At 61.5% G+C, this 24063-nt stretch carries 28 protein-coding genes and 1 pseudogene; 13 read left to right on the forward strand and 16 right to left on the reverse strand.

Features of this window, described 5'->3' with window-relative positions:
* Nucleotides 1–23: 23 nt before the first annotated feature.
* A complete protein-coding gene (locus SO140_RS11055) occupies nt 24–1397 on the forward strand; it encodes a methyltransferase regulatory domain-containing protein (protein ID WP_449381384.1) in 1374 nt (457 codons plus the stop codon).
* Nucleotides 1398–1410: 13 nt separating this feature from the next.
* On the opposite strand, the gene SO140_RS11060 is transcribed toward SO140_RS11055, so the two are convergent.
* Complete coding sequence (locus SO140_RS11060; protein WP_449381385.1) at nt 1411–1593, reverse strand: hypothetical protein; 183 nt, start codon at nt 1591–1593, stop codon at nt 1411–1413.
* 158 nt (nt 1594–1751) lie between these two features.
* On the opposite strand from SO140_RS11060, the gene SO140_RS11065 reads away from it, so the two are divergent.
* Nucleotides 1752–2150 carry a hypothetical protein gene (locus tag SO140_RS11065; RefSeq protein WP_449381386.1) on the forward strand — a complete coding sequence of 133 codons (399 nt, stop codon included), beginning with the start codon at nt 1752–1754 and terminating at the stop codon, nt 2148–2150.
* A gap of 205 nt (nt 2151–2355) precedes the next feature.
* Here the strand turns inward: SO140_RS11065 and SO140_RS11070 are convergent, their stop codons facing one another.
* Complete coding sequence (locus SO140_RS11070) at nt 2356–2682, reverse strand: hypothetical protein (protein WP_449381387.1); 327 nt, start codon at nt 2680–2682, stop codon at nt 2356–2358.
* Between the two features lie 25 nt (nt 2683–2707).
* Nucleotides 2708–3799, reverse strand: coding sequence for a hypothetical protein (locus SO140_RS11075; protein WP_449381388.1), 1092 nt, complete (start codon nt 3797–3799; stop codon nt 2708–2710).
* Between the two features lie 304 nt (nt 3800–4103).
* On the opposite strand from SO140_RS11075, the gene SO140_RS11080 reads away from it, so the two are divergent.
* The 5 genes from SO140_RS11080 (at nt 4104) to SO140_RS11100 (ending at nt 7713) form a co-directional block, all read left to right on the forward strand.
* Nucleotides 4104–5033 (forward strand): hypothetical protein, encoded by a 930-nt coding sequence (locus SO140_RS11080; RefSeq protein WP_449381389.1) that lies wholly within the window; start codon nt 4104–4106, stop codon nt 5031–5033.
* A gap of 3 nt (nt 5034–5036) precedes the next feature.
* On the forward strand, nt 5037–5234 hold the full coding sequence (locus tag SO140_RS11085; RefSeq protein ID WP_449381390.1) for a hypothetical protein: 198 nt from the start codon (nt 5037–5039) through the stop codon (nt 5232–5234).
* Nucleotides 5235–5289: 55 nt separating this feature from the next.
* Nucleotides 5290–5643 (forward strand): hypothetical protein, encoded by a 354-nt coding sequence (locus tag SO140_RS11090; RefSeq protein WP_449381391.1) that lies wholly within the window; start codon nt 5290–5292, stop codon nt 5641–5643.
* Nucleotides 5633–6064 (forward strand): hypothetical protein, encoded by a 432-nt coding sequence (locus SO140_RS11095; RefSeq protein WP_449381392.1) that lies wholly within the window; start codon nt 5633–5635, stop codon nt 6062–6064. Before SO140_RS11090 ends, SO140_RS11095 begins: the two co-directional genes overlap by 11 nt.
* A 404-nt stretch (nt 6065–6468) precedes the next feature.
* Entirely contained in the window at nt 6469–7713 is a 1245-nt protein-coding gene (locus tag SO140_RS11100) for an ABC transporter substrate-binding protein (protein WP_449381393.1), read from the forward strand.
* Nucleotides 7714–7977: 264 nt separating this feature from the next.
* Here the strand turns inward: SO140_RS11100 and SO140_RS11105 are convergent, their stop codons facing one another.
* Complete coding sequence (locus SO140_RS11105) at nt 7978–8778, reverse strand: DUF4198 domain-containing protein (protein ID WP_449381394.1); 801 nt, start codon at nt 8776–8778, stop codon at nt 7978–7980.
* A 168-nt stretch (nt 8779–8946) separates the two neighbouring features.
* Here SO140_RS11105 and SO140_RS11110 point away from each other — a divergent pair, with 168 nt between their 5' ends.
* Nucleotides 8947–9942, forward strand: a complete 996-nt coding sequence (locus SO140_RS11110) for an ABC transporter substrate-binding protein (RefSeq protein WP_449381395.1) — start codon at nt 8947–8949, stop codon at nt 9940–9942.
* Between the two features lie 231 nt (nt 9943–10173).
* Here the strand turns inward: SO140_RS11110 and SO140_RS11115 are convergent, their stop codons facing one another.
* Both SO140_RS11115 and SO140_RS11120 read right to left on the reverse strand, forming a co-directional pair.
* Nucleotides 10174–10482 (reverse strand): hypothetical protein, encoded by a 309-nt coding sequence (locus SO140_RS11115; RefSeq protein WP_449381396.1) that lies wholly within the window; start codon nt 10480–10482, stop codon nt 10174–10176.
* Between the two features lie 177 nt (nt 10483–10659).
* Nucleotides 10660–11322: an SOS response-associated peptidase gene (locus SO140_RS11120; protein ID WP_449381397.1), complete on the reverse strand. Its 663-nt coding sequence runs from the start codon at nt 11320–11322 to the stop codon at nt 10660–10662.
* 65 nt (nt 11323–11387) lie between these two features.
* On the opposite strand from SO140_RS11120, the gene SO140_RS11125 reads away from it, so the two are divergent.
* Nucleotides 11388–11600, forward strand: coding sequence for a hypothetical protein (locus SO140_RS11125; protein WP_449381398.1), 213 nt, complete (start codon nt 11388–11390; stop codon nt 11598–11600).
* 127 nt (nt 11601–11727) lie between these two features.
* Here the strand turns inward: SO140_RS11125 and SO140_RS11130 are convergent, their stop codons facing one another.
* Both SO140_RS11130 and SO140_RS11135 read right to left on the reverse strand, forming a co-directional pair.
* Nucleotides 11728–12141, reverse strand: a complete 414-nt coding sequence (locus tag SO140_RS11130; protein WP_449381449.1) for a hypothetical protein — start codon at nt 12139–12141, stop codon at nt 11728–11730.
* Nucleotides 12142–12309: 168 nt separating this feature from the next.
* Nucleotides 12310–12705: a hypothetical protein gene (locus tag SO140_RS11135; protein ID WP_449381399.1), complete on the reverse strand. Its 396-nt coding sequence runs from the start codon at nt 12703–12705 to the stop codon at nt 12310–12312.
* A 339-nt stretch (nt 12706–13044) separates the two neighbouring features.
* On the opposite strand from SO140_RS11135, the gene SO140_RS11140 reads away from it, so the two are divergent.
* Both SO140_RS11140 and SO140_RS11145 read left to right on the forward strand, forming a co-directional pair.
* A complete protein-coding gene (locus SO140_RS11140) occupies nt 13045–13419 on the forward strand; it encodes a hypothetical protein (RefSeq protein WP_449381400.1) in 375 nt (124 codons plus the stop codon).
* A gap of 52 nt (nt 13420–13471) precedes the next feature.
* Nucleotides 13472–13807: a hypothetical protein gene (locus SO140_RS11145; RefSeq protein ID WP_449381401.1), complete on the forward strand. Its 336-nt coding sequence runs from the start codon at nt 13472–13474 to the stop codon at nt 13805–13807.
* Nucleotides 13808–14067: 260 nt separating this feature from the next.
* On the opposite strand, the gene SO140_RS11150 is transcribed toward SO140_RS11145, so the two are convergent.
* From SO140_RS11150 to hemH, 5 genes are all read right to left on the reverse strand, one after another.
* The gene (locus SO140_RS11150; protein WP_449381402.1) at nt 14068–14553 is read right to left on the reverse strand and encodes a helix-turn-helix transcriptional regulator; all 486 of its coding nucleotides are present in this window, start codon (nt 14551–14553) and stop codon (nt 14068–14070) included.
* A gap of 456 nt (nt 14554–15009) precedes the next feature.
* Nucleotides 15010–15453: an NfeD family protein gene (locus SO140_RS11155; protein ID WP_449381403.1), complete on the reverse strand. Its 444-nt coding sequence runs from the start codon at nt 15451–15453 to the stop codon at nt 15010–15012.
* Nucleotides 15454–15473: 20 nt separating this feature from the next.
* Entirely contained in the window at nt 15474–16472 is a 999-nt protein-coding gene (locus tag SO140_RS11160) for an SPFH domain-containing protein (protein WP_449381404.1), read from the reverse strand.
* Nucleotides 16473–16661: 189 nt separating this feature from the next.
* A complete protein-coding gene (locus SO140_RS11165) occupies nt 16662–17642 on the reverse strand; it encodes an ABC transporter substrate-binding protein (protein ID WP_449381405.1) in 981 nt (326 codons plus the stop codon).
* A gap of 25 nt (nt 17643–17667) precedes the next feature.
* Nucleotides 17668–18705 carry a ferrochelatase gene (hemH, locus tag SO140_RS11170; protein WP_449381406.1) on the reverse strand — a complete coding sequence of 346 codons (1038 nt, stop codon included), beginning with the start codon at nt 18703–18705 and terminating at the stop codon, nt 17668–17670.
* 169 nt (nt 18706–18874) lie between these two features.
* On the opposite strand from hemH, the gene SO140_RS11175 reads away from it, so the two are divergent.
* Nucleotides 18875–19273 carry an MAPEG family protein gene (locus SO140_RS11175; RefSeq protein WP_449381407.1) on the forward strand — a complete coding sequence of 133 codons (399 nt, stop codon included), beginning with the start codon at nt 18875–18877 and terminating at the stop codon, nt 19271–19273.
* 156 nt (nt 19274–19429) lie between these two features.
* Here SO140_RS11175 and SO140_RS11180 read toward each other — a convergent pair.
* The 3 genes and pseudogenes from SO140_RS11180 to SO140_RS11190 all read right to left on the reverse strand — a co-directional run.
* Nucleotides 19430–20284 (reverse strand): annotated as a pseudogene (locus tag SO140_RS11180) (nickel/cobalt transporter); the annotation flags it as partial.
* 121 nt (nt 20285–20405) lie between these two features.
* The gene (locus SO140_RS11185; protein ID WP_449381409.1) at nt 20406–21044 is read right to left on the reverse strand and encodes a DUF1007 family protein; all 639 of its coding nucleotides are present in this window, start codon (nt 21042–21044) and stop codon (nt 20406–20408) included.
* Entirely contained in the window at nt 21044–23134 is a 2091-nt protein-coding gene (locus SO140_RS11190) for a M3 family metallopeptidase (RefSeq protein WP_474801267.1), read from the reverse strand. Before SO140_RS11190 ends, SO140_RS11185 begins: the two co-directional genes overlap by 1 nt.
* 135 nt (nt 23135–23269) lie before the next feature.
* Here SO140_RS11190 and SO140_RS11195 point away from each other — a divergent pair, with 135 nt between their 5' ends.
* Nucleotides 23270–23524, forward strand: a complete 255-nt coding sequence (locus tag SO140_RS11195; protein ID WP_449381411.1) for a hypothetical protein — start codon at nt 23270–23272, stop codon at nt 23522–23524.
* Nucleotides 23525–24063: the final 539 nt, after the last annotated feature.

A 24063-nucleotide genomic window follows, 5' to 3' on the forward strand; every position in this document is an offset into this window, starting at 1 on the left:
ACTGAGCCAGATTGGGGCAACCGATGTCCACTCACGTCGATGGTTATATAACCGACGTGCCATACGTCCGCGCTTTCATTCACGAACTGGCTCCAGCCTGGCTCGATCACGTAGCCGTGGTTTCGGGCATTATGCCGCCTGCGAGGAGGGATGGATTTACTTGGTGTGATCTGGGGTGCGGCCAGGGATTGACCGCCGCTATGCTGGCGGCAATGCACCCGGCGGGCCAGTTCCACGGCGTCGATGCGATGCTTGAGCACGTCGAGCACGGACAGGGTATCGCCGCAGAAGCCGCGATCTGCAATGTCCATTTCCATGCTGCGGATTTCGCGAACGCAACCGAATTGAGCTTGCCCCAATTCGATTACATCGTCAGTCACGGGGTCTATTCCTGGATAAGTCCGCTGGCCCGCGCCGCCGTGCGGTCCTTTATCGAGTCCCGTCTTAAGCCGGGCGGGCTCGTCTATCTAAGCTACAATGCCATGCCGGGCCGTGCCGCCGACTTGCCGCTTCAGCGTTTGGTGCGAGCCATCGGCGAGATTTGCCAAGGCGACAGCACCCAACGGGTCGTGGCCGCGCTGAAAGTCGTGAAGGGTTTTCTGGAGCTCAAGGCGCCAGCTCTGGTGGCTAGCCCGATGCTCGCAGGGGTCAAAGAGCGGCATGGACCCTCGGCTGTCGCGTATCTCGCCCATGAGTTTATGGGGAAGCATTGGGACCCGCTTTTTGTGACCGAGGTGCGCTCCGAGATGGCAACCATTGGCCTCCGGCCGGTTGGGTCTGCGACCCTCATCGAGAACCACGACGCCTTTGTGCTCGGTCAAGCCGCGCGCGCCGCGCTTGTTGCTATTGCGGATGATGATGTCCGGGAGCTTGCCCGAGACTTTCTGATCGATCAATTCTTCCGCCGCGACATATTCGTTCGCGCGGGCGCAAACCTGGACGAGCAGGCGCAACAGCAGAGGCTGCTCGACGGTTCCTTTCTGCTAGCCCGTCCAGACACACAGGTTGAGTACACATTTGCAACGCCGGCCGGCCGGCTCGCGTTCGACAACGCAGCCGCACGCGGGATTGTTATGGCACTCGCGGCAGGACCGTGCCGACTCCGCGATATTGTCGAACAAGTCGGCGTGATACCAATGGATGTAATCGCGAACGCAATGGTCTTGTGTGCATCGACCCAAATTCGCCCGGTTGAACCGACCCACGCTGATGTCGCGCCTCTGAACGCGGTCATTTCGCGCCGCCTCGGCTGCCCGGAGGAGGTCACCTATTTGGCGTTGCCCTGCGGCACGGCCGTGAGTATCGACAGCAGACTCCGTGCGGTTCTGCGCGGCGAGACGGCAGACGGTCCGGAATGCGAGGCGTGGCGCACTTTCCTCGCGGCGCATGGAATTTGAACGAGCGCCCGCCTCAGGAAATTAGCGTATTCGAAAGCTCGAACGTCAGGTAGGTTTCCACCTTGTCTTTGGTGGTCGTAGTAAATTTTAGCCCACCCGCGGCCCTGCTTAACTCCTCCTCGGTTAGTTCGATCTTGCCGTCGCTCGTGGTCGCGGTGAGGTAATCGCGACGCGAACCTTGCGCCACATTCGTCATGAGTGGTGCCTCCTGGTCAATCGCCGGTCTGCCGCGCCGGACACTAGTGGAGCCTCCAATCAGCCTACATGACCCAGGTCACAAAATGGCGATGGAGCTGACTCCATCATCAAGATGATTGAGGCCATACCTCACGTCGATGACCATGAGGCCGATTAATGTTGGATCGTGACCGTGACCGTCTCGTCGAACTCCACCTGCAGATGCTGGGCTTGCTGGGCTGGGCGCCCCCGACGATCGAAGACGTGATCGACCTCATTCTGGTTGGCGAACTGCTGACGCTCGAACAGGCCGGCGACATTTGCCTGTGCAGCGACGAGCAAGTCCGCAGGCAATGCGAACTGGCCGCCAAGGACGGTAGACCTTTGGGTGTTCAGTTCGGCCGACGCTGGTTCGTCAGTAAGGCGCGGCTGCTCGATGATTTTGAGCGCGGCAGGATCAATAACAAGCGTCGCGGCCCTCACGAGCGTCGGCTCGCCGAGGACCGCGCGAAGAAATATGAGGGCTGGGCGCGAACGCAGGAGCCGCTGGTGGAGGTGCCGGCGCAGGAGGCGTGAGCGGTTCGGTCACTGCGCACCAGAAAGCAGACCTATTTGTGCTCACGGTGTGTTTTGTCGCTCGTGACCCGAAGCGGGCACCGACACTAACCTACGGCGACGTTGCTGTTGTGCTCAGAACGAGCCATTCCGCGTGTGATTCCAAGTCGACGTGCATGTGTCACCGTAGGCCCTCGCATTAGCCCAATCGGGCAGGTAGAGGAATTCACCTCTTGCAAGAGACCGGTAGCGTCTTGAATACGTCGTAGCGGCTTTCGACATTCACCGGTGTCCCGCGACAAACGGGTGCAACGAAAAAGCCACTGCATTTCTTTTGGATCAACTCCTGTCTCGTCGCAACCATCGTCGCCGCCATCGTGCAAAAGGTCTTGCCTTTGCACCTCTTTACAGCAAGATCGTAGAAGCCCCGAACGCCATCTATTGCGCAATAGATCCCCGCATCTTCAATGTCCTCCATAACTATCCCTCTGCCCATGGACGGAGAGACGCAAAAGAACATAGCAAGCAATAGTCCGATCGATATCTTAAACATTGGTGCCTCCACGAAGCCAAAATTGCTATAACACTCCCGCGAAGATGCGGCCCCACGCGCATTCAATATAGGTACCCAATCTTCCCTGGTTGACGGCCATATCAGTTGCGATTGCCTGGTCTTTTGAAGCGAAATATCTAGCCAAAGCCCAATTCACCAAACTCTCATTAGCGATCAAACACATCCGATCGTAAGGAGGCCGCCTCCTGCGATCTATCGACGACATTGCAACATCTACTATGCTTGCACCAAAATCATCGGTGTATAATCCCAGTAACTGAAGGCCGGCCTTTGACATTGAGGCAAAACCAATCGCATCCAGCGCATCGGGTACACAGGCATACGAAGTCGCGACCTGATGAGGTATACTCATTCCGCCTCGCGCGGATCTTGCAAATGGCTGAGCTCCGGCCCTCGTCACTAGTTTTTGCAATACGCGAGCAAACATTGCGCGATCATACGATTGGCAGGATGTTATGACTGCAGCCAACGTGGTGGAGGGGGTAAAACGGGCGCTGGTCTCAACCGTGTTCGCGTTCAACCCGCTGGCAATCAAAATATCTACAGCGCTCTCAAGCTGAGCGGTCTTATTTAGCTCACGCAACCTGCCAACGAGATACCTCAAAAGCGTTGGTTGGCTTACATCGTGGATGTTGGGATCGCCGCCAGCAGCGCTTATAGCTGGGAACGCTTCAATTACGCCGTATACTAAAGCGCAGTCGAAGTAGCTTCGTTTTCGGCAAGTCGGCGATACCATCAACCGCTTCGGATTTGCATACGGCAGATTTAGATAACGCTGAAGGGCCGCTAAATCGCGGCGTTGCAGCGTCTCTGCTATTAGGCAATCCGTCTGCACTTCCAAATCGACGAAGTTGCACCCTGTTCGATTTGATTTTCCTTTTGATCGCCCCTCTACCGAGACGACGCTTACTGCAAAGCAAGAAATGGCGATACAGAGAAATCTGAAAAACTGCAGCACAGGTGCCCCCTTTCGATCCACGCACGCAAAACCAACGGTAGCAATTCCCCTGGGCTGCCGGAAGCCGTTGCCCACCATCCCGGCAGCGAATTGCGGATTGAATTCCTTGCGGTTTTTCCTTGATGAAGGTGCGAACATTTGTCGCGGAATCGTCAGGCTTGGTCAGCGATCGTGCATTTGAAAGCCGATGAACCGCATGCCTCTGGCCCTGACGCCCGGAGTTGACCCCTTCTGCGACATCCGGGCACGTCCGCTATTGGACGCTTCATCGAGACTCTCGTGAGCGCCAGCTTCCCTCATGGTTGGCGCACGCCACAACAAAACCCGCCAGGTCGCCTAAGAAACGGCCCCCGTTTGGCGCGCTCACGAGTGCAGCCTTCGCCAAGCATGCGACAGGCCGTAGTCTGTGGGCATGGCAATCTCCTTCCGACGCAAATCACCCATGGAAAAAATCGAACACGAACTCGCGGCGTTGCGTGCGCGCGCCGCGACCTTGCACAGCCGTCACAAAGCCGCTGAAGCGGCCTTCATTGACGCCGAAACAAAGCTCCAGCGGCACCTGCTGGAGGCCGATCTCGACGCCGATGAGAAGGTTCGTACGAAGCTGGAAACGACCATCGCTGCTTGCGCGGTGACGCGGGACAACTTCGCCAAGGCCCTTGCCGTCCAGCCGGCCAAGGTCGCCGAGGCCGAAGCCAAGATTGCCGCTCAGCGCGCGGTCATTGAGCGCAACGCGGCGGCCGACAAGTTGGCGCGCGACCTCGATGAGATCGACAAGGCGCTGCCGGCATACCAGACGGCCGCTCGCCAGCTCGCCGATGCCGTCGAGGCTGTCGCTCACTTCCATTTCGAAGCCAACGAGCTGGGCGCGGTCGCGCGCAACTGGGCGGCACAGATCGACGTCGCTGGCGCGCTTGCTCTGGTGGAGCTGCGCCAAATGGTGGAGCAGATCAAAACCGGGGCTGCGGCTATTCCGCTGAAGCCTGCGCCCGCGTCGGTTGCGAATGTCGAGGCGCCGCCGCCGACCATGACCCTGTTCATGCTCAAGTCGGCCCGCTATCGCGACAATGATGGCCGCAAGCGCTTCGCCGGTCAGTTCGATGACGCAACCATGCCGGCGGCGACGGCGCAACGCGCATTGCGCCTCGGCATCGCGGTAGCCACCGCCGATCCGCGCCGCGCCCAGCTCCGTGGCATGCGTGGCGGTGACTTCGCTCCTCAGGCTCCTGATGTCATCGATCTCGACGCCGTCGAGGAGGCGAACAACACCTCCGGCCTCGGCGCCGACTCCATCCTGCGCCAAGCCGGCTTCGTTGAGATCGATCGCTCGGCTGAGGCGCGGACGATCCAGATCGCGGTTCCTCGGATGTAACCAATGCGTAAGCAGAAGCTCATCATGCCGCTCGATACGATCATGACGCGTTTGGACGGCTGGATCGGAGGCCCGGACCATGTCCCAGCCCATGTTGCCGAGCTGATCGCCGAGGCGATGCCCCATGCCCGCAACGGCACCATCGCGGCCATCCGCGCGCGCATGCTCTTGCGTCACAAGAAGGCGCTCAGCCGTGAATAAATTGACTTCAGCCGAAGAGTGTGGCGCACCCCCCGCGACCGCTCTCGGTGGAGAGGTGGCCGCTGCCGGCGTCGAGGTTAGCGACAACGGCAGGGGCCCCGACGCGGAGGTGGATGATTACGAAGAACTGCTCGCGGCAATCGGCCGTTCGTATGACGAGGACGTGAGGATCGCGGTCCATGAGGCCGGCCACATCGTGGTGGCGCGTTTGCTCGGACATTCGCTCGGCGGAGCGACGGTCGATCCCGGCCCGGGCTATGGCGGCCGGGTTTGGAGCGAGCGGCACATGGAGGCGTACGCCGAAGGCCGGGGCGATGCTTTCCACGTTCGCCATGCCCTTGCTCCGTTGATGCCCCAGCCCGGTGAGGATGTCGCTTCAGTTTCTGACGTATTCGCGAATGTTTCATAGTCATTGTATCGAGCTGGCGGCCGGCCGGGCCGCCGAGCGAATGCTGTTGGGACATGACGATACCGGGTCGGGCGTAGATGATCAGCGGCAGGCACGTGAGCTGGCGCTGCTCATTTGTAAGAGCGAGGAAGCAATCGCCGCCTTCCTCAAGTATTGCGATATTGCGGCGAATGACTTGTTGTTGCCCTACGGCGACTTGGTGATCGTGCTGTCCACCGTGCTGCGGATCAAACGCACGCTAGATGATGCCGAGATCGACAAGATCATCTGGGAAGTGGCGGCACGCAAGGCGTTGGCGATCGAGCATCGGCGCCGGGCTGATTGGCGTAAGCGGGAGTTGGCGGCGCGCCGATTTCAAGCGGAATATGATCGGCGTCACGGCGCATCCGCGTCACGTTCTGTACTAGATCGGGTGCCGTAATCCAACGATCCGATGGCCCGGCGGACGTAACCGGCCTGACGATCTTGAAGGCCCCGACGTGCAACAACGTCGGGGCCTTTTGTTCGAGCCGGCTTGACGCTTAGTCGGCTCTTGAAGGCGAAGCCGAAATTATATGCTCGACCTGAGCCTTACCGGTTTTAACCCCGAGCGGACGCCGTGCTGATTGTTTGATCTCCAGCGGTGGCAGTGATGTGCCCTGGACAATTAAGGTCAGACATGTTGACGAGCCGGATGAACTGATACGCGCGCGAAAGGAGCGCTCATAGTGATCGACAACCTCAGGCGATGGGTGTTCACTATCGAACAGGAGGCGATAAGTGTTCTCGAATTAAAACGGACACATTCGTTGGTTCATAGGGCGTTGGTTCATAGGGAGAAGCGAAATGTCATTCGTCAGCCGACGATTGGCGGCGTTCTCGACCGCCATCGTTTTGTTAACTGCCTGTCAGGGCAGCGCACTTGCTCAGAAAAAATACGATACCGGCGTAACCGATACGGAGATCAAGATCGGCAACATCATGCCGTATAGTGGACCGGCATCGGCGTATGGCATCAACGGCAAGACGATGAGCGCCTATTTTCGGATGATCAACGACAACGGCGGCATCAACGGGCGCAGAATAAATTTCATTTCGTACGATGATAGCTATAGCCCGCCAAAGACTGTGGAACAAGCGCGCAAGCTAGTTGAGAGCGACGGGGTTTTTCTGATTTTTGCTCCGCTCGGGACCGCCAATAACGCCGCCATCCAGAAGTACATGAATAGAATGAAAGTGCCGCAATTGTTCGTGTCGAGCGGCGCATCGCGCTGGGGCGACCCAGAGCACTTCCCATGGACCATCGGCTGGCAGCCTAGCTACCGTGCCGAAGCGCGCATCTACGCAAGCTATATTCTGGAGCACCACCCGACGGCTAAGATCGGCGTCCTGTACCAGAACGACGACTTTGGTAAGGACTACATACAGGGTCTGAAGGATGGGCTTGGTGACAGGTATGAAAAAATGGTCATCATCAGCGCGCCCTTCGAAGTCGGCAAGCCGACCGTGGACTCGGAGGTAGTGGCGATCAAGACCGCGAATCCTGACCTCTTCATCAATATTGCTACGCCGAAATACGCAGCGCAGGCTATCAGGAAACTTGCTGAACTCGACTGGCACCCAGTCCAGATTGTGTCCAATGTCTCCGGTTCTATTGGTGGGGTATTGAAGCCTGCAGGGCTTGAGAACGCCAAGGGTATCCTGACCGCACTCTACAATATGGATGTCACAGATCCGCAATGGGACAACTACCCGGGCATGCGGCACTTCCGCGCTTTCCTGGAAAAGTATTACCCGGAAGCGGACAAGTCCGATGGCGGTACGCTGGCGGCTTACAGTATCTCGACCGGGCTGGTCGAAGTCCTGAAGCGCTGCGGTGACAATCTCACACGCGACAACATAATGAAGGTGGTCGCCAATCTTGACTTCGAGGTCGAAACCCTACGCCCCGGAATCCGCGTCAAGACCTCCCCGACCGATTTTTACCCGATCGAACAGCTGCGAATGAACCGCTTCAACGGCGAACACTGGGAGGGATTCGGCCCGATAATCGACGCGCATGTCGAGCAGGTGGCGCTTTCTTCTAAATAGAGATTTGCAGGATGAATTCAGGAGATCACGTCTTACGTTGGAGGCATCCAAGGGCGGGGATGTCCGTCTTTGTGCCCTGGCCCCAAGCCGAACCGCGCTTAAGCCGTCGTGATGTCGGCTGTCGGCGGTAAACCGGACGCCGGGGTGTGCTTGCCTTGACCGCTGCTTGTGACCCGAACCAGACCTCATACTGACGAGTGACTAACCGCTCGGAGCAGGCGCGTCGGCCATATTTACGAACATGCGCTCAGGCTGCGCACTCCGTTATGGCACCGCGAACAGGAGAACGGCGCGCGTCACGTGCCGATCATAGTCGTCGGTCTTCTCCGGTACTGAATTTTGCACGCGCACCATCCACAGGCCCGGCTTCGTGATTTTCACGACCGCGGAACCATCCGCCTTGCTCTGCGTGGTGTAGGCGTAAGTGTCCTCCTTCTTGGAGAAGCCGTCATAGGTCGCGTTGACCGTTGTCGCGATTGGTTTTCCGTTCGCGAGTATTCTGACGCCAATCCCATCGCCGACGTGCGCGGAAGCGGGATTTTCGGTGAGGACGATTTCAAGCGGATCGCCAAGGACCGCATCAAAACCTGCTGCGTCGGGCGCACCGTTGATCAACGTCTTCGCGAACTTGTCGATCTTGAACGCATTATATGCGCCGGGCGTCTTATTGGTCGCCCGGACGACGCCTTTGGCCGTGGTAGCCCAGACCTGCGGCAGGCGGGTCGCGACCAGAAAGAACGGGTTGCCCGTCGGCGCATTGACCTTGCCGAGAAAGGATAGCGAACCTTCATCGGGTCGAAGCGGGGTTTCCGTGCGCTTGCCGTTGAAAGCCACACCAGCGCGAACATCCTCCGGCGCTTCCAGCTCCTGGCTTGTGATGAAGACATGAGACGACAACACGGCAAAACCAAACTCAGAGCCGACGGCTACGCTCATTTCTGTTGGTTTGACGATCAGCTCATGGGCGGTTGTCGGCTTTGCAACGGCGATGAGTGCAACGAGTGCGATAACAACCGACACATAGCGTGGACAGCTCATAGAGGTTACCCTTCTGACAAACCGCAAGATCGTTGAAGATTAGCAGAATGAATAGAGCAACCGACATGCCAATACCAGTTGCCCCAACCTTTCGTTCCACAGTGATGTCTGTTTCTGACCCAAACCGGTCCTTCTAAACCACCCCACATCCCCACGACAAAGTGCTACGTTCTTCTATGGTCCTTGGAGGGGCATATGCGACGGCGGGAATTCATCGCTGCGACGGTGATCAGCGCAATGTTGCCGTTGACGGCACGCGCGCAATCGCAAGCGTCGCTGCCGAGGATTGTCATGTACAGCGCTACCGAACCCTTATCCTCGATGTATGAGAACAGCTATAACCGCTACATTCGCGCACTCTTCGCCGAAATGCGGCGTCTTGGGCTTGTCGAGAGCAAGAGCCTCAAAATCGAGCGCTACGGCAGGGAAACACCTGACGTCAGATCGAAAGCGACCATCGCCGCGATTGTCGATAGCAAGCCAAATCTCATTTTTGTCGTCGGGGCAGGCGCGGTGTTCCAGCAGGCGACCAATACGATACCAGTTGTGGCGCTCAGCTTCGATCCCATTCGGGAGGGATTGGTCAAGTCGATCGCGCATCCTGGCGGCAATATCACGGGTGTTTCCTTCGATCCCGAGGTCCCTATCCATGGCAAGCGGATCGCGCTGTTGCGCGAAATGTTCCCGTCCTTAAAGAAGCTCGCTTTTCTTGCCACGACAGAGACACTTGACATCTACTTGCGAGAGGCGCGCGCCGCAGCGGATGCGCAAGGCATCCCGCTGGAACGCTGTCCTATCACCGTTCCGAGCAGCGAAGCCGTCTATCGCGATGCGATAACCAAGGCCAAAAATGAGGGCGCAGATGGCGTCATGGTTGCCTTGGATGGCGATCCTTTCGTCAATCACGTGCTCGTTGCGAAGCTGATTGGGGCCGCCGGGCTGCCCGCGATCTATCCCTTTACGGAGTTCGTCGTGGCTGGCGGCCTGATGGGCTACGCCACCGATCTGGTTGAATTGAACAAACGCATGGCGGCCGATATGGATGCGATCCTAAAGGGCGCAAATCCCGGCAATATTCCCTTTTATCAGGCCACAAAATTCGAACTGTCGATCAATTTGAAAGCCGCAAAGGCGCTTTCGCTCACCGTACCCGCGACACTGCTAACCGCCGCCGATATGGTGATCGAATGACGTTTTCTTCCGCCTACGTACGACTAGGTAGCTCCCTTGTCGGTTAGTGGCCCATCGCACCCCTACTGGGCCGCCTGCTGTTGGTCTGCTCCTGGGGCTCAGCGACAGACTATGCTGCCGCTCGATCTTCCTTATCAGCCCGTCGCATGACGATCTTGAGCACATCATCCGGCAACGGCCGTTGCGGCGCTTTGGGATCATCCCACGGCGCGCGCATCCAGACATCGCCGTTCAGCGCCGATTGGTATCCATGAATTCGAGGATCGAGTTTGGTACCTCGCCGAACTCAACGTAGCGTCGGCGCAGCTCGTCGGCGATATCCATGGTCGCGTCACGAGACCAGCCTTCGGCGGTATTGAAAGCCACGATGCGGACTGGACGACTATACTGGCCTTCCACTAGGTCACGTATCAGGGTCTCGCGGTCAGCGTTGTCAGCGTCGGTCTCGCGCCAGTAGCAGCCCATCCGGCCGAAGTCCTCCAGCACGAGATAAGTGTTTTGGTCGGCCCCTTGGGGCACAATCGATGGCGAGGCATGCATAACGAAACTCCTGGACCAAAGCGTGCCACTAGCCTACGTGCCAGTGAATGCCGCGCCAGCTTACAATTTGTCTCGCCTTCCCCGAGAGCCCATATGCTAACTGGCACTTGTTCCAATTGAAGTCTGACCGCAAGTCTGCGCCGCGCTTGCCGCAGGTTGTGCAGATGAAGTCGGCGCCTACGCCGCCATCTCGTCTTCTTTGTCCTCGCCGCGCATGACGATCCTGAGGGCCTCATCCGGCAATGGCCGTTGCAGCGTCTTGGCCTCGTCCCACGGCGCCCGCAGCCACACATCGCGCTCCTCGTCGGTCGTCAGGATGACCGGCATGGCCTTCGGGTGGATCGGTGCAACGATGGCATTCGGCGCTGTGGTCAGGAAGCCGTAGACCTGATGCGGCCCTGGTACCGGCTTGGACTTCGTGCCGCGATCGCCGTTGAACGTCGTCCAGATGCCCGCGAACGCGAACGGCGGCCGGTCCTCATTGAGCGCGAACCAGACCACGTCTTTCTTCTTGGTCTCCGGGTTCGGCTCCGGCGCGTACTCGGCAAAGCTGTTGGCCGGGACCAAGCAGCGGCCTTCCGGCTTGAGCCAGCCTCGCCAGTGCGGCGACGACGTGTTGCGTATGTTGGTGACCGGCGGCCCGCCTGTGCGCGGTGGCGGCGGCATGCCCCAGCGCATCAGGACCATCTCAGTGCCCGCGTCGGCGTTGCGGATGACCGGCGCAGGATAGTCGGGAAACACGCCCGGCATTGGCGGCAGGTTGCCGACGTAGCGGTTGATCACGCGAAACAGGTTGATGATCGCGGCTTGGTTGGTGGTGATGCTGTAGAGATTGCACATCGCTGACGCTAATCCGGCCTGCCCAAGCCAAACCCACGATCCTGTTGCTGGCGACGATGACACTCATGATGGATAAGTTGAGTGTTCTCGGGAGTGTACCCTTTCCAAGCTACAAATCGGTCAAGCTCAGCCTCCTTTTCGGGAAGCTGTTTGCTGCAAATGCTGCACTTGCCATCTTGCTCGCGCATCTTCAGCTGCTTCAGCTTCGTCCGATGGGCTGGCGTTCCACGCTCATCATGCGTCAGCCGGATGAATATCCGCCGTCGAAAGTAGAATAGGAGCTGGGGATCGCCACCGCTCATAGCTTCGAGCTTTGACCGAACCTCATTGAGAAGAGCGTTGGCCTTTTCAGATTGTTCCTTCGTCAACTTGCGTCCACTCACTCTCGTCCCCCTCCGGGTCAATTCAGCATTCTCCTGGCCACCATGTTGACGGCGGATCGTTCGCTGAAATCTTCGTCCGGCGCAGCGCCACAAGGTGGCTCCGCTTGTACGGATAGCCGCGCACCACCGAGCAATCCTTGCATCGCATCGAGCGCTCCAGCTCATGAACCGGCGTCCACTTCGGCCGGCGCACGATGTCGAGGGCGACGGTCTGATTGGTGTCGCAACCGAGGCAGCGGACCTCAAGATAGAAGTAACCGGCGTTGAGCGCGTCGCCAAGCGTTGGCGACGGCTGGGCAGGCCCCTTGAAGGCGAGCATGCGCTTATTCCACGCCTCGATGGCCAGCCGGTCGGCTTGCTTGCGGGCCTCTGCCGCCCGCTCTGCCGCCGCCCGAACCGATGCGCCGTAAATGCTCTCGCGCGATTTGGTGCCCATGCCAGGACGGAGGATCGCCGGGCGGCGCCGGACAGGCAAGCCGCTACGGATTGCGGTGGAGAACTCGACGGGCACAAGGCGGCCGGTGCCGGCGCCGACAGAACCGGACCTGTACATCGAGGCAGCCTACCGGCTGTAGGAGATCAAGCAGCGGAGCAAGTAGCCCATCTACGTCATGCTCCCCGGCATAAAGCAGCGGATCGAGACGCTGTAGCCGAGAACCCAGAGCGGCCAGACGATCGTTCGCCCCACCCGGTTCGGCTCGGTGATGACCGCATCGTCGGGCACATCGACCCACACCAGCTCGCTGTCATCGCCATCGCTGCGCGGCACGCGGACGCGATAGTGGCCGCCGCTGCTAATCCAGTCGGCATCGGCGATCGTTCGGCCATCGGCGGCCGAGCAGCACGGCCCCCTGCCGCTCCTTAGGCCGTTGAACCACGCGCGCAATTCCGGAGATGAGCCAGTATACTTGCCACGATCACGGGCGAGGCTGGGCGTTACGAGCAGCGCGACCATGACGACGCCCGCCGCGACGAAGATCAGCGATTGCGCATTCGACATCCGCCACATCGCGCACCGCCTTTGTGTGCGAAGTCGAACATAATTTACCGCGATGCGCGTTTTTGAGAATACCCTTACGCACCGGGGTCCCGCGTACCCCGCCCCGCGCGCCGTCTCAAGGCGATGAATTCCTTCTTGGCTCAAATTCACAAGATTTTGGCGCGCCATAGCAAGACTAAGTAGCTGTCACCGTCGTAGGGCGTCCCGTTGGCTCGCTCCGGTTCAATCCGGACGGGGTGTGAACCACATCAATAAGCGAGCCAAACTTAGTTCAGCGTCCAGGCCAATGCGGTTTGGCGGAGAGCGCTGACGATTGCTCAACAGAGGGGTTCTGGGAATATGCAAAAATTGGGAGTGGTGGTGCTTGCCGCCATGCTGGCTGGCTGCGCCTCATCCGCAGCAGACATCACGCCGAGCTACGTCTCGCCGGTTCAATATTCGTCCTATAACTGCCAGCAATTAGGACTGGAAGCTCAATCGGTATCGGCGCGCGCCGCTGCGCTCTCGGGAGCACAGGACAATCAGCGAACAAAGGACGCAATCGCGACGACGGCGGCGGTCGTGATTTTCTGGCCGGCAGCGTTTCTTGTGGGCGGAGACAAACAAACCGCAGCCGAACTCGGCCAGATGAAGGGGCAGATGGTCGCAATCGAACAGGCATCTGTTGCAAAGAAGTGCAACATTCAATTTCAGGGCAAGCCGCCAGCTACTTGACCAAGCAGCGGGCCGCCCGGTCCTCGTCAATTGAACTGAAGAAACGAGACCAATGACTAACCGTCTTTCGACCGCTGCCACAGCGACTGCTGGCATCCTGCTGATCGTCGTGACGTTGGCTTCGTCCCCGTCGTTCGCCGGTAGTCGGGCGATGGGCACGAACCCGCGAGCGATGGGCACCAATCCACGAGCCCTTGGCACCAACCCACGCGCGCTGGGTACTAATCCGCGAGCGCTCGGCACCAATCCCCGCGCGGTGCGGGAGCGGCAGGGGTGGGACGAAAATAAAAATCCCGCGCCGCTACCGTTGCCGCCTAGCGTTCACGAAGGGTTTTCAACGGTGCCCGGTCCCGGCTGGAAGTACGAGCGCTTTAAGGGGGCGGAGTGATGACAACCGGAGCCTCCCGCGCAACCTCGACCGGCGACATGGTCAAACATCGGTCTCTTCGATGCCCTTCCCAATAAAACGGAGGCAAGCCTCCGCAACGCAACTCGGAAAATCGCCCGGGCAAATATCTTGAAAGCCCGCTGTCGCGCGTACCCCGCCCCGCCTATGGCCGCCAAAGGACCCCAACGGCAAACATTTCTTGAGATGTTTCTCCGGGCAGGCTGCGCGCATCGCTTGCGAGATCAGGCTGTGCGCGGCGCCTACGTTACGCCTCTGTAGGTTCTAAAGGATGCCAGTTGCTCGGCCGCATCGGCGATCTCGTCCGGCGCGCTGATACCCAGCTTGGCGAGCAAGCGGACGCGCTGTTCTGCGACTTGCTTGGCGGTCCCGCCAAGCCGTTCGGCAATTTGAGCATCAGTCTTGCCAGCCGCCAAGCGCCTCAGGAACTGCTTCTCGCGCGGACTTAGCGGCAGTTTGCTCATGCCGCGCGCAGGGTGGCAAGCAAGGGCTTGCTCGGACGCCGCGCGGTCGTGCGAAGATAGCTGGCTAAGCAAAAACTCCGGGTCTTCGGTGGTCGAGACAACGAAGCCTAAAGCAGCCTCCCCGATGCCTAGCATCTGAATGGCCTGTTCTGCCGTTAGACCTTGCTTTTGCATAACCTCCCGAACACGGCGGCGACCTTCGGGCGAAAGCTGCCCGAGCAGAAACTCACGTTCGACCTGCGTTTCGAGGATCGGTCTGTTCATGGGCGCCCGGCCCGAATGCTCGGATGCGGGAGAGCCCTATCATAGTTTGCGCGCGAGGCAGTTGCGCTACGTCAAGTGCGCCCGGCCGCCCGCATCGAGAGGACGTCGCAGGATCGCGAAGCCGAGGGCTAGGGGCCTTCCGCCGCGCATGCTACGTGTCATCGACCTAACGATCCAGAAGTGAGATTGCGTTGCGACAGATCAGGTGCGAACGTCGAGACAGTCGCGGCGCGGGCATCGTTTCAGGGTCGCAAGGGACAGTCACAGGTGCGTCGAAGCGTGCGGGGCATAGTGCGCAAGAGCCACCCGACGACGCACTGGCGACGATCCCTCGCAATCGGAGGGCGAGGGAACCCTGCGCAAGGGACACTATATAGACACCATTTTTGTTTTCTCTCGCGTTATCAATAGGTTACATAGGGGCACGCATTCCCGCAAGGGGAGAGGGCAAGAGAGCTACGCCGCGGCCACCGTCAGGTTGGCGCCATCCACCTGCACCACCTTCACCCGCGTGCCGGCTGGTGTATCGGGGCCGGCGACGCGCCAGACGGTGTCGCCGATGCGCACGGTGCCGCTTCCATCGATGATCGGCTTCTCCAGCGTGAACTCGCGGCCCAGAAGCGCCTCGGTGCGCTTGTTCAGATGCGGGCTCGCGCTCGTGTCGATCCTGCCGCGCGCGAGGCGCCGCCATACCGGGACTGCGGCGGCGGCGAACAGCGCGAACATCACGAGCTGTGCCTGCCAGGCGGGATGAGCGACGAAGGACACCAATCCGACCAGCAGCGCGGCAAGCCCGAGCCAGAACAGGAACACGCCCGGCGCGAACACCTCCAGCGCCATCAGGATGAAGCCGAAGATCAGCCAGTTCCACGTGCCGAGGGTGACGAACATATCGGTCATGACACGACCTCTGGGTTACCTCATTGTTGCGGCGGCACGGCCGGCGGCGCGCTACCGGCCGGCGGCACCGAGCCGCGACGGGCGGCGGCGGTTGCGGAGGCCGCGCTTTCGCCGAACGTCGCCTTGGCAATTTCGCCGATGCCGGCGAGCGAACTGAGCAGGCTCACGGCTTCCATCGGCAGCATGATGATCTTCTGGTTTGGCGCCTCCGCAAACTGTCCGAACGCCTTGATATATTTGTCGGCGATGAAATAGTTCAACGAGGCGACGTCGCCCTTGGCAATTGCCTCAGACACCATCTGCGTTGCCTTGGCCTCGGCCTCCGCCAGACGCTCGCGTGCTTCGGCGTCGCGGAAGGCGGCTTCGCGGCGGCCTTCCGCCTGGAGGATCTGGCCCTGCTTGGCGCCCTCGGCGCGCAGGATTTCGGACTGCCGCTGGCCTTCGGCGGCCAGAATGTCGGCGCGCTTGACGCGCTCGGCCTTCATCTGCCGGCCCATGGCCTCGACGAGATCGGCCGGCGGCACGATGTCCTTGATCTCGATGCGGTTGACCTTGACGCCCCAGGGCGAAACCGCGGCATCGACGACGCGGAGCAGGCGCTCGTTGATCTCGTCGCGATGCGACAGCACCTGGTCTAGATCCATCGAGCCCATCACCGAGCGGATGTTGGTCATGGTCAGGACGGTGATTGCGTTGTTGAGGTTGGCGACCTCGTAGCTCGCCTTCGCAGCATCAAACACCTGGTAGAAGGCGACGCCGTCCACGCTCACCGTCGCGTTGTCCTTGGTGATCACCTCCTGCTCGGGAATGTCGATCACCTGCTCCATCATGTTCATCTTGCGCCCGACGCGATCGAAATAGGGCACGATCAGGTTGAGTCCCGGCGATAGCGTCTGGGTGTATTTGCCGAACCGCTCGATGGTCCAGTCATAACCCTGCGGCACCGTTTTCACGCCGGCAAGCAGCGTGACGATGACGAGAAACACCAGTGCAATTGCAAAAATATCGAAACCACTCATAGCTCCTCCAAGGCGGGAAAAGGCTTTTCCCGCGCCGTTCATTGGTCGGATTCGCGTCCCGACCGGTTCAGCGGCACACTTTACGTCGGCCTCTCGCGATCATTTCACAAGACGCACGAAGCCGGAACGACGGCCATTAAGTATTGGCGGGGAGGCTCTTGAAACGCGGCGGCGGCAACCTAGCGCGCCTCATTCGATGACCTCATCGGCCGTTGCGAGCAATGCCGGCGGGATCGCCACGCCGAGCACCCCGGCGGTGCGCAGGTTGACCGTAAGCTCGAACTTGGTGGGATTTTGCACGGGAAGATCGGCCGGCTTCTCGCCTTTCAGGATGCGGTCGATATAGGCAGCGGCGCGGCGGAGCTGCTCGGCGCTGTCAGTGCTGTAGGACATCAGGCCGCCCTCGTCGACGAAGGTGCGGCTCCAATAGACAGCGGGCAGACGGGCCTTGCTGATCGCGGCCTGGAGGCGCGCGCGGTTTGCCAGGGTGAAGAAATCCGGCAGCACCAGCAGGCCCTCGTCCTTGCGGGATGCAAGGGCTGCGATCGAGGCCTCGTCATGGACCGGCGCCGGCTCGACGACGACCCCGAGCGCGCGCGCGGAGTCCTCAATTGCGCGCAGCATCAGGCCGGCGAACGGCGCGGTGGCGGGATTGTAGATCACCGCCACGCGGCGCACCGGCGGCGCGATCTGCGTCAGCATGTGCAGCCATTTGCCGGCCATCGGCCCGTCATAATCGGTAAAGCCGGTGATGTTGCCGCCGGGATGGGCGAGCGCTTCCACAAATCCTTGACCGACGGGGTCGGTGACCACCGCGAATACGATCGGCATTGTCGAGGTACGCTTGCGCAATTCCTCGACGCAGGGCGTGCCGACCGCGAGCAGGATATCGGGATTGAGCGTAACCAGCTCGCCCGCCTGCCGGGCGATCAGCGCCCGGTCGCCGCCGCCACTACGCCAGTCGATCCGTAAATTGTCCTGTTCTTTCCAGCCAAGCGTCGCGAGCGCATCGACCAGGATCGTCGCGCGCATCTGCGCGATGGCGTCATCGGCTGCCGTCACCGTGAGCACGCCGAGCCGGCGCATCGCGACCGGCGCCGGCTGCGCTGCCGCCGGCAGCGGCAGCAGCGCGGCGCCGCCGAGAAGTGCCAGAACCTCGCGCCGCTTCATGAGGCGTCCCTCAGATCCAGGCACATTAGATCCAGCCTTGCAGCTCGCGCAGCACCAGGGTGCGGATCACGTCCATGCCGGGCTCGCTGTCGTTGAGGCAGGGGATCGCGGCAAACGCCTCGCCGCCATTGTGCCTGAATATCTCGGCATTCTCCTGTGCGATCTCCTCCAGCGTCTCCAGGCAGTCGGCAGCAAAGCCCGGCGTCACCACCGCGATGCGGCGCACGCCTTCCTGCGCCAGGCGCTTCATGGTCGCATCCGTATAGGGCTGGAGCCATTCCTCATTGCCGAACCGCGATTGGAAGGTGAGTAGCAGCTTTGACGCGTCGAGCTTCAGCCGGCGGCGCAGCGCCTCGGTGGTTGCCACGCAGTGGCCCTGATAGGGATCGCCCTTCTCGACATAGGATATCGGCATGCCGTGGAAGGAGGCGACGATCAGCTCCGGCTTGAACGGCAGGCTCGCCAGGCTCGCCTCGATCGAGGTCGCGAGCGCCTCGATATAGGATTCGTCCTCGTAGTAAGGCGGGCTCACCCGCAGCGTCGGTTGTGCGCGCAGGCGGGCGAGCACGCGAAACACCTCGTCGCAGACGGTCGCCGAGGTCGAAGCCGAATATTGCGGATAGAGCGGCACGGTGAGGATCCGGTCGCAACCCTGCGCGATCAGCGCGTCGATGCCGGACTTGATCGACGGGTTGCCGTAGCGCATCGCCCAGTCGACCACGACATGCGCGCGGTCGGCGAGTGCGGCCGCGAGCTTGTCGGCCTGCGAGCGCGTGATGGTCTTGAGCGGCGACTCGTTCTTCTCGGTGTTCCAGATCTTCTGATAGTCGATCGCCTTGGTGCGGGGGCGCTTGCGCAGGATGATGCCGTTCAGCACGAACTGCCAGACCAGGCCCTGGTCCTCGATGACGCGGGGATCGCTCAGGAATTCCTTGAGGTAGACGCGCACGCCCGGAGCATCCGCGGTGTCGGGGGTCCCGAGATTGACGAGCAGCACGCCGACACGCGAGGCGGCCGCAGCCGCGGTGGCCTTCGATGTGTCGATCGGGAGAACGCGCGTCATGGCCCAACGGGTTCGCGCGTTGGGCCGAACTTGTCAAGATTGGGCCGAGTTCGCTAGGGTTTCGACCCGAGCGCGGTGGGTTTCCATCGCGCTCGACCTTTTGGCGGAGCATGGTCTCCTCGGAAAACCGGTGCCCACTTTTCCGGACCATGCGCAGGGGGAAGGAACCATGACGCTCGCGGAATGGTGCGTGTTTGGGGCGTTGCTGCTCTATCTTGCGACGATCGCCTCGATCAAATGGATCAGGTTCGGTCGCTTCGACAATTCGAAGCCGCGCGACCCGGCCTTCTATGAGGATGCCATCTCCCAGCGCGCGCTGGGCGCGCACCAGAACGGCATCGAGACCTTCCCGTTCTTCGCGATTGCCGTGCTGCTCGCTGAATTCCGCGATTCGCCGCAGCGCCTGGTCGACGAGCTCGCCGCGCTCTTCCTGATCGTGCGGATCGCATACGTCTTCACCTATCTTGGCAACCGCCCGACGCTGCGCTCGATCCTCTGGAGCATCGGTTTTGCGATCAACGTCGCGATCTTCTTCATGCCCGCCTTGAAGCGATTTCTGCCGGTGTGAAGTTCTCTCTGACGTGTCCCGGACGCGGTGCAGCGCCTTGGCGCTGCACCGCAGAGCCGGGACCCAGAAAGCCACGCCCACTGCGCGGAGAGATGGGCCCTCTGCGGCGCATCGTCGAAGAGACGCTGAGCTGCGTCCGGGGCACGAGAATTCTCATCAAAAACACGTCGTTCGTTCGGCGGCGAGGTAGCCGAACAAGAGGCCAGTGCCGAACAGGAGCACGAGGCCGGCAGCCGCAAATTCGATGCCGCGCATAAAGAGTGCGCCGCCGCCGTCGCGGCCGGCGCTCAGGCGCCGGGCGATGTCCTTGGCGGAGACGGCGATGACCGCGATGGTAGCAACCGTGATGGCGGTGCCGAGCCCCATCAGGAAGGTCGCGGCGATGCCGGCCCAGAACAGGCCCTGGGCGAGTGCGAACACCAGGACCAGGATCGCGCCTGAGCAGGGGCGGATGCCGACGGTGAGGATTGCCGCGAGCCCGCGCCGCCAGCCACCGGGGCCGGCAAGCTCGCCTGGCGTCGGGCCGTGGGAATGGCCGCAATGCTCGTCATGGACATGGTCGTGGGCATGGGCGTGGGCTTGGCCATGGTGGTGATTACTGTGACCATGATCATGCGCGTCATGATGATGGTGATGGTGGCCGTGATCGTGATGATGCGGCACGCCGGCGATCGCAGGCACCGGCTGGGAGGCCTGGAGCGCGCGGATGAAGGCGCCGCCCTTGACCCAGACGAGGCGCAGCCCGAACGCTGCGATCAGAGCGTAGCTGGCGATCTCGATCACCTTCTCGGCGCTGCACATGGTCCTGGCCGTCGCATTCAGCGCCCAGGCCGCGACGCCGACGATGAGGACTGCGACCAGCGACTGCATCAGCGCCGAGGCAAAGGACAACACGATGCCACGCCGTGCCGTTTCCTGGTTGGCGACGAGGTAGGACGAGATCACAGCCTTGCCATGGCCGGGGCCGGCGGCATGGAAGATGCCGTAGGCAAACGAGATGGCGAGCTGTGTATAAGAGACAGGGGGTTTTGCGCGAAGAGATCGTGAAGCGCCGCATCGACGGCCAAGACGGCGACAAGAACGGCCGCGCCGGTTGCAAGCGAATGGGCAAGCGGAGAGCGAAGGAGAGAAGTCACGGGCAATCCACGGTGATCTTGTTGGCGAACATCATGCCGAAGTTCGAGTTCTCGCCGTCCACAAAGGTCTGCTCGTTGAGCTTCTGGGCGCTCGCGGTGCCGTCATTCGGCCGCTCCAGCTTGATCTGGCAGCCGGCTGGTGCGCCGACCAGCTTGACCGGGTTGTCCTTGGCCATCTGGAAGTCGATGAAGAAGGAGCGGTCGAACACCTCAAGCACGAGTTGCTTCGGCTTCAGCGGCGTCTTCAGCGGCAGCGTGAAGTGCAGGGTCAGCACGGTGTCCTTGTAGTCGAGGAAATAGTCGACCGGCTCGTTGAAGCGCTCCCTCTTTCCGTCGGCCTTGGCGAAGGTGAAGTAGGCATATTCCTTCAGCGACTCGACATTGGTCTGGGCGAGCGGGGCCAGCTCCTCGCGCGTGTAGCTGCCCTTGGTCTTGCCCTCGAGCCCCTGGGTCGCATAGGCCGAGAACATGTCGTCGAAGGTCCAGGCGTGGCGGACGCCGGTGATCGAACCGTCGGGCGCGTAGATCAGCTCGCTGGTCGCGGTGATCCAGACATGCGGATGGGCCTGCGCCATCCCCGCCGCAAGCGACAGGCCGGCGGCGAGCAACCATCCGAACAGGCCGCGCATGCCCATCAGGCCGCCTTCGCTTCGTCGAGCAGGCCGCGGCGGCGCAAGAGCGCATCCGGCTCCGGCGGCCGGCCTCGGAAGGCCTCGTAGGCGGCTTCCGGATCGACCGATCCGCCGGTGGAGTAGATGTCATCGTGCAGGCGTTTGGCGACATCGGGATCGAAGATGTTGCCGGCTTCCTCGAAGGCGCCGAAGGCGTCGGCATCCATCACCTCCGACCACATATAGCTGTAATAGCCGGCAGCGTAGTGGTCGCCGGAGAAGATGTGGCCGAATTGCGTGGGCCGGTGCCGCATCGCGATCTCCTCGGGCATGCCAATCTTCTCGAGCTCCGCCTTCTCGAACGCGCGCACGTCCGTCGCGGTATCGGCCGGCTGGGTGTGGAATTCGAGATCGACCAGCGCCGAGGAGACGAACTCGACGGTGGCAAAGCCCTGGTTGAACTTGCGTGCCGCGAGGAAGCGCTGGAGCAGGTCGTCGGGCAGCGGCTCGCCGGTCTGATAGTGGCGGGCGAACTGCTGCAGCACCTCGGGCCGCTCCTGCCAGTGCTCATAGAGCTGGGAGGGCAGCTCGACGAAGTCGGTGAACACCGAGGTGCCCGATAGCGACGGATAGGTCACGTTGGAAAGCATGCCGTGCAGGCCGTGGCCGAACTCATGGAACAGCGTGCGGGCGTCGTCGGGCGACAGCAGCGAGGGCTCGCCGCCGGCGCCCTTGGCGAAGTTGCAGACATTGATGACGAGCGGCGCGGTCTCGCCGTCGAGCTTCTGCTGCTCGCGCAGCGAGGTCATCCAGGCACCCGAGCGCTTTGACGGCCGGGCATAGTAGTCGCCATAGAACAGCGCCTTGTGCTTGCCGTCCCGGTCCTTCACCTCCCAGACGCGGACATCCGCGTGCCAGGCCGGGACATCCTTGCGCTCCTCGAAGGTGATGCCGAACAGCCGCGTGGCGCAGTCGAAGGCCGCCGCGATCATGTGGTCGAGCGTCAGATACGGCTTGATCGCGGCATCGTCGAAATTGGCGCGCTGGAGGCGCAGCTTTTCGGCGTAGTAGCGCCAGTCCCAGGGCGCGAGCTGGAAATTGCCGCCTTCGGTCGTGATCAGCTCCTGCATTTCGTCGCGATCGGCGAGCGCGCGCGCCCGCGCAGGCTTCCAGACCCGCTCCAGGAGGCCCCGCACCGCATCCGGCGTCTTGGCCATCGAATCCTCGAGCCGGTAGGCGGCGAAGGTCGGATAGCCCAGGAGATTGGCGCTCTCCTCGCGCAGCTTCAGGATCTCGACGATGGTCTCGTTGTTGTCGTTGGCGTTGCCATTGTCGCCCCGCGCGGTGAAGGCCTTGTAGACCTTCTCGCGCAGGTCGCGCCGCGCCGAGCCCTTCAGGAACGGCTCGACCGAAGAGCGCGACAGCGTGATGATGGCCTTGCCGGCCAGCCCGCGATCTTCTGCCGCAGCCTTGGCGGCCGCGACGAAGCTCCCCGGCAGTCCCTCGAGGTCGTCCTCGCCGAGCTCCATGAACCACTCCTGCTCGTCACCGAGCAGATGATGGCTGAAGGTGGTGCCGAGCTGGGCGAGCTTCTCGTTGATCTCGGCCATCCGCGCCTTGGCCTCCTCGGTGAGCCCGGCGCCGGCGCGGTGGAAGCGGGTGTAGGTGCGCTCGAGCAGGCGGAGCTGCTCCGGATTGAGCTTCAGCGTGGCACGGTTCTCGTGGAGCTGGGCGATGCGGCCAAACAGCACCGCGTTCATCATGATCGGATTCCAGTGCCGCGCCATCCGCAAAGAAACGTCCTTGTCGATCTCCAGGATCGCCGGATTGGAGTGCGCGGAGACGAGGTCGTAGAACACGGCCGAGACCTTGGTGAGCAGCTTGCCGGAGCGCTCCAGCGCCGTGATGGTGTTGGCGAAGTCCGGCGTCGCCGGATCATGGACGATCGCCGCAATCTCCGCGGAGTGGTCGGCGAAGGCCTGCTCGAAGGCGGGCAGGAAGTGCTCCGGGCTGATCTCGTCGAACGGCGGGGTTGCGAACGGCGTCACCCAGGCCTTCAGGAGCGGGTTCGTCTCGGCCGGCGCGTCGCCGGTATTTTCGCGGGGTTCTGACATGACCTGTCCCGTTTTTTGCGCTGGTTTGTTGCAGCCAGCTATAGCACGCGATGGGGCTTTTTTGCGCCATTTGGCCTTGCTCCCGGGCCCCTTTTCGGGGAGATTGCGGCCCCTAAGACCACGGACCGAGAGCTCATGAACGCACCCGCCTCCTCCTCCCGCCAGATCGTCTGGCCGAGCGTCATCACCGTCATCAGCGCCGCCATCCTGATCGGCGCCGAGGTGTTCGGCGCGGCGTTTGCCGGCGGCTGGGCGCTCGCGATTCTGTTCGGGCTCGACGACACCGGCGCGCACATCGTGCAGGCCGTGCTGTTCGCGCTCGGCGTCTTCGTCATGACCGCGTTCATCCGCGCTGCTCAGCGCGTCGAGCCGTTCACGAAGCGCGCGTGAGGCGCCGCGCGCGAGCAAGAGGCGCGCGCAAGCTCGCGCAAACTTAACAGCCGTTCATCTTCAGCGTCGCTCGCGCACCACAGCGCAAGCAGCCGTTAGGCAATTCTGCTCTCAGCATAAAAAAATTCTTGCGAAGCAGAGTCAAAACGCTTATGTGCGGTCTTGCCCAATTTCGCACGTGCCTGTGGTCGTGTGTCAGTCGGTAGGTATCCGGACAAGAGGCCGGACAGCCGCCAAGGGGTGAAGAAGCCGAGGGGCTCTTCGGAAGTGCCGAAGTCGGAAGACTGAAGCAAGCCCGGAGTGTCCAGCATCTCTCTCAAAGAGATGCCTAGTCGAAGGTGACTTTGCTCTTTGCAACCGTGACTGGCAGCCGGAGGCGAACCGGCGCACCTCGTTCTCAACGGGGGACGCGACTTAAAGCAACGACGGATCGGGCTTTTTTGGTCTCTACCGGCATTCCAACGCCGGCGCGGGCTACTGAAAAGGCTTGTCCTTCATTGCCAGGTGAGCGGGCGGGAAAATTCCCAACCAATCCACGG

The sequence above is a fragment of the Bradyrhizobium sp. UFLA05-108 genome (genome assembly GCF_059803455.1).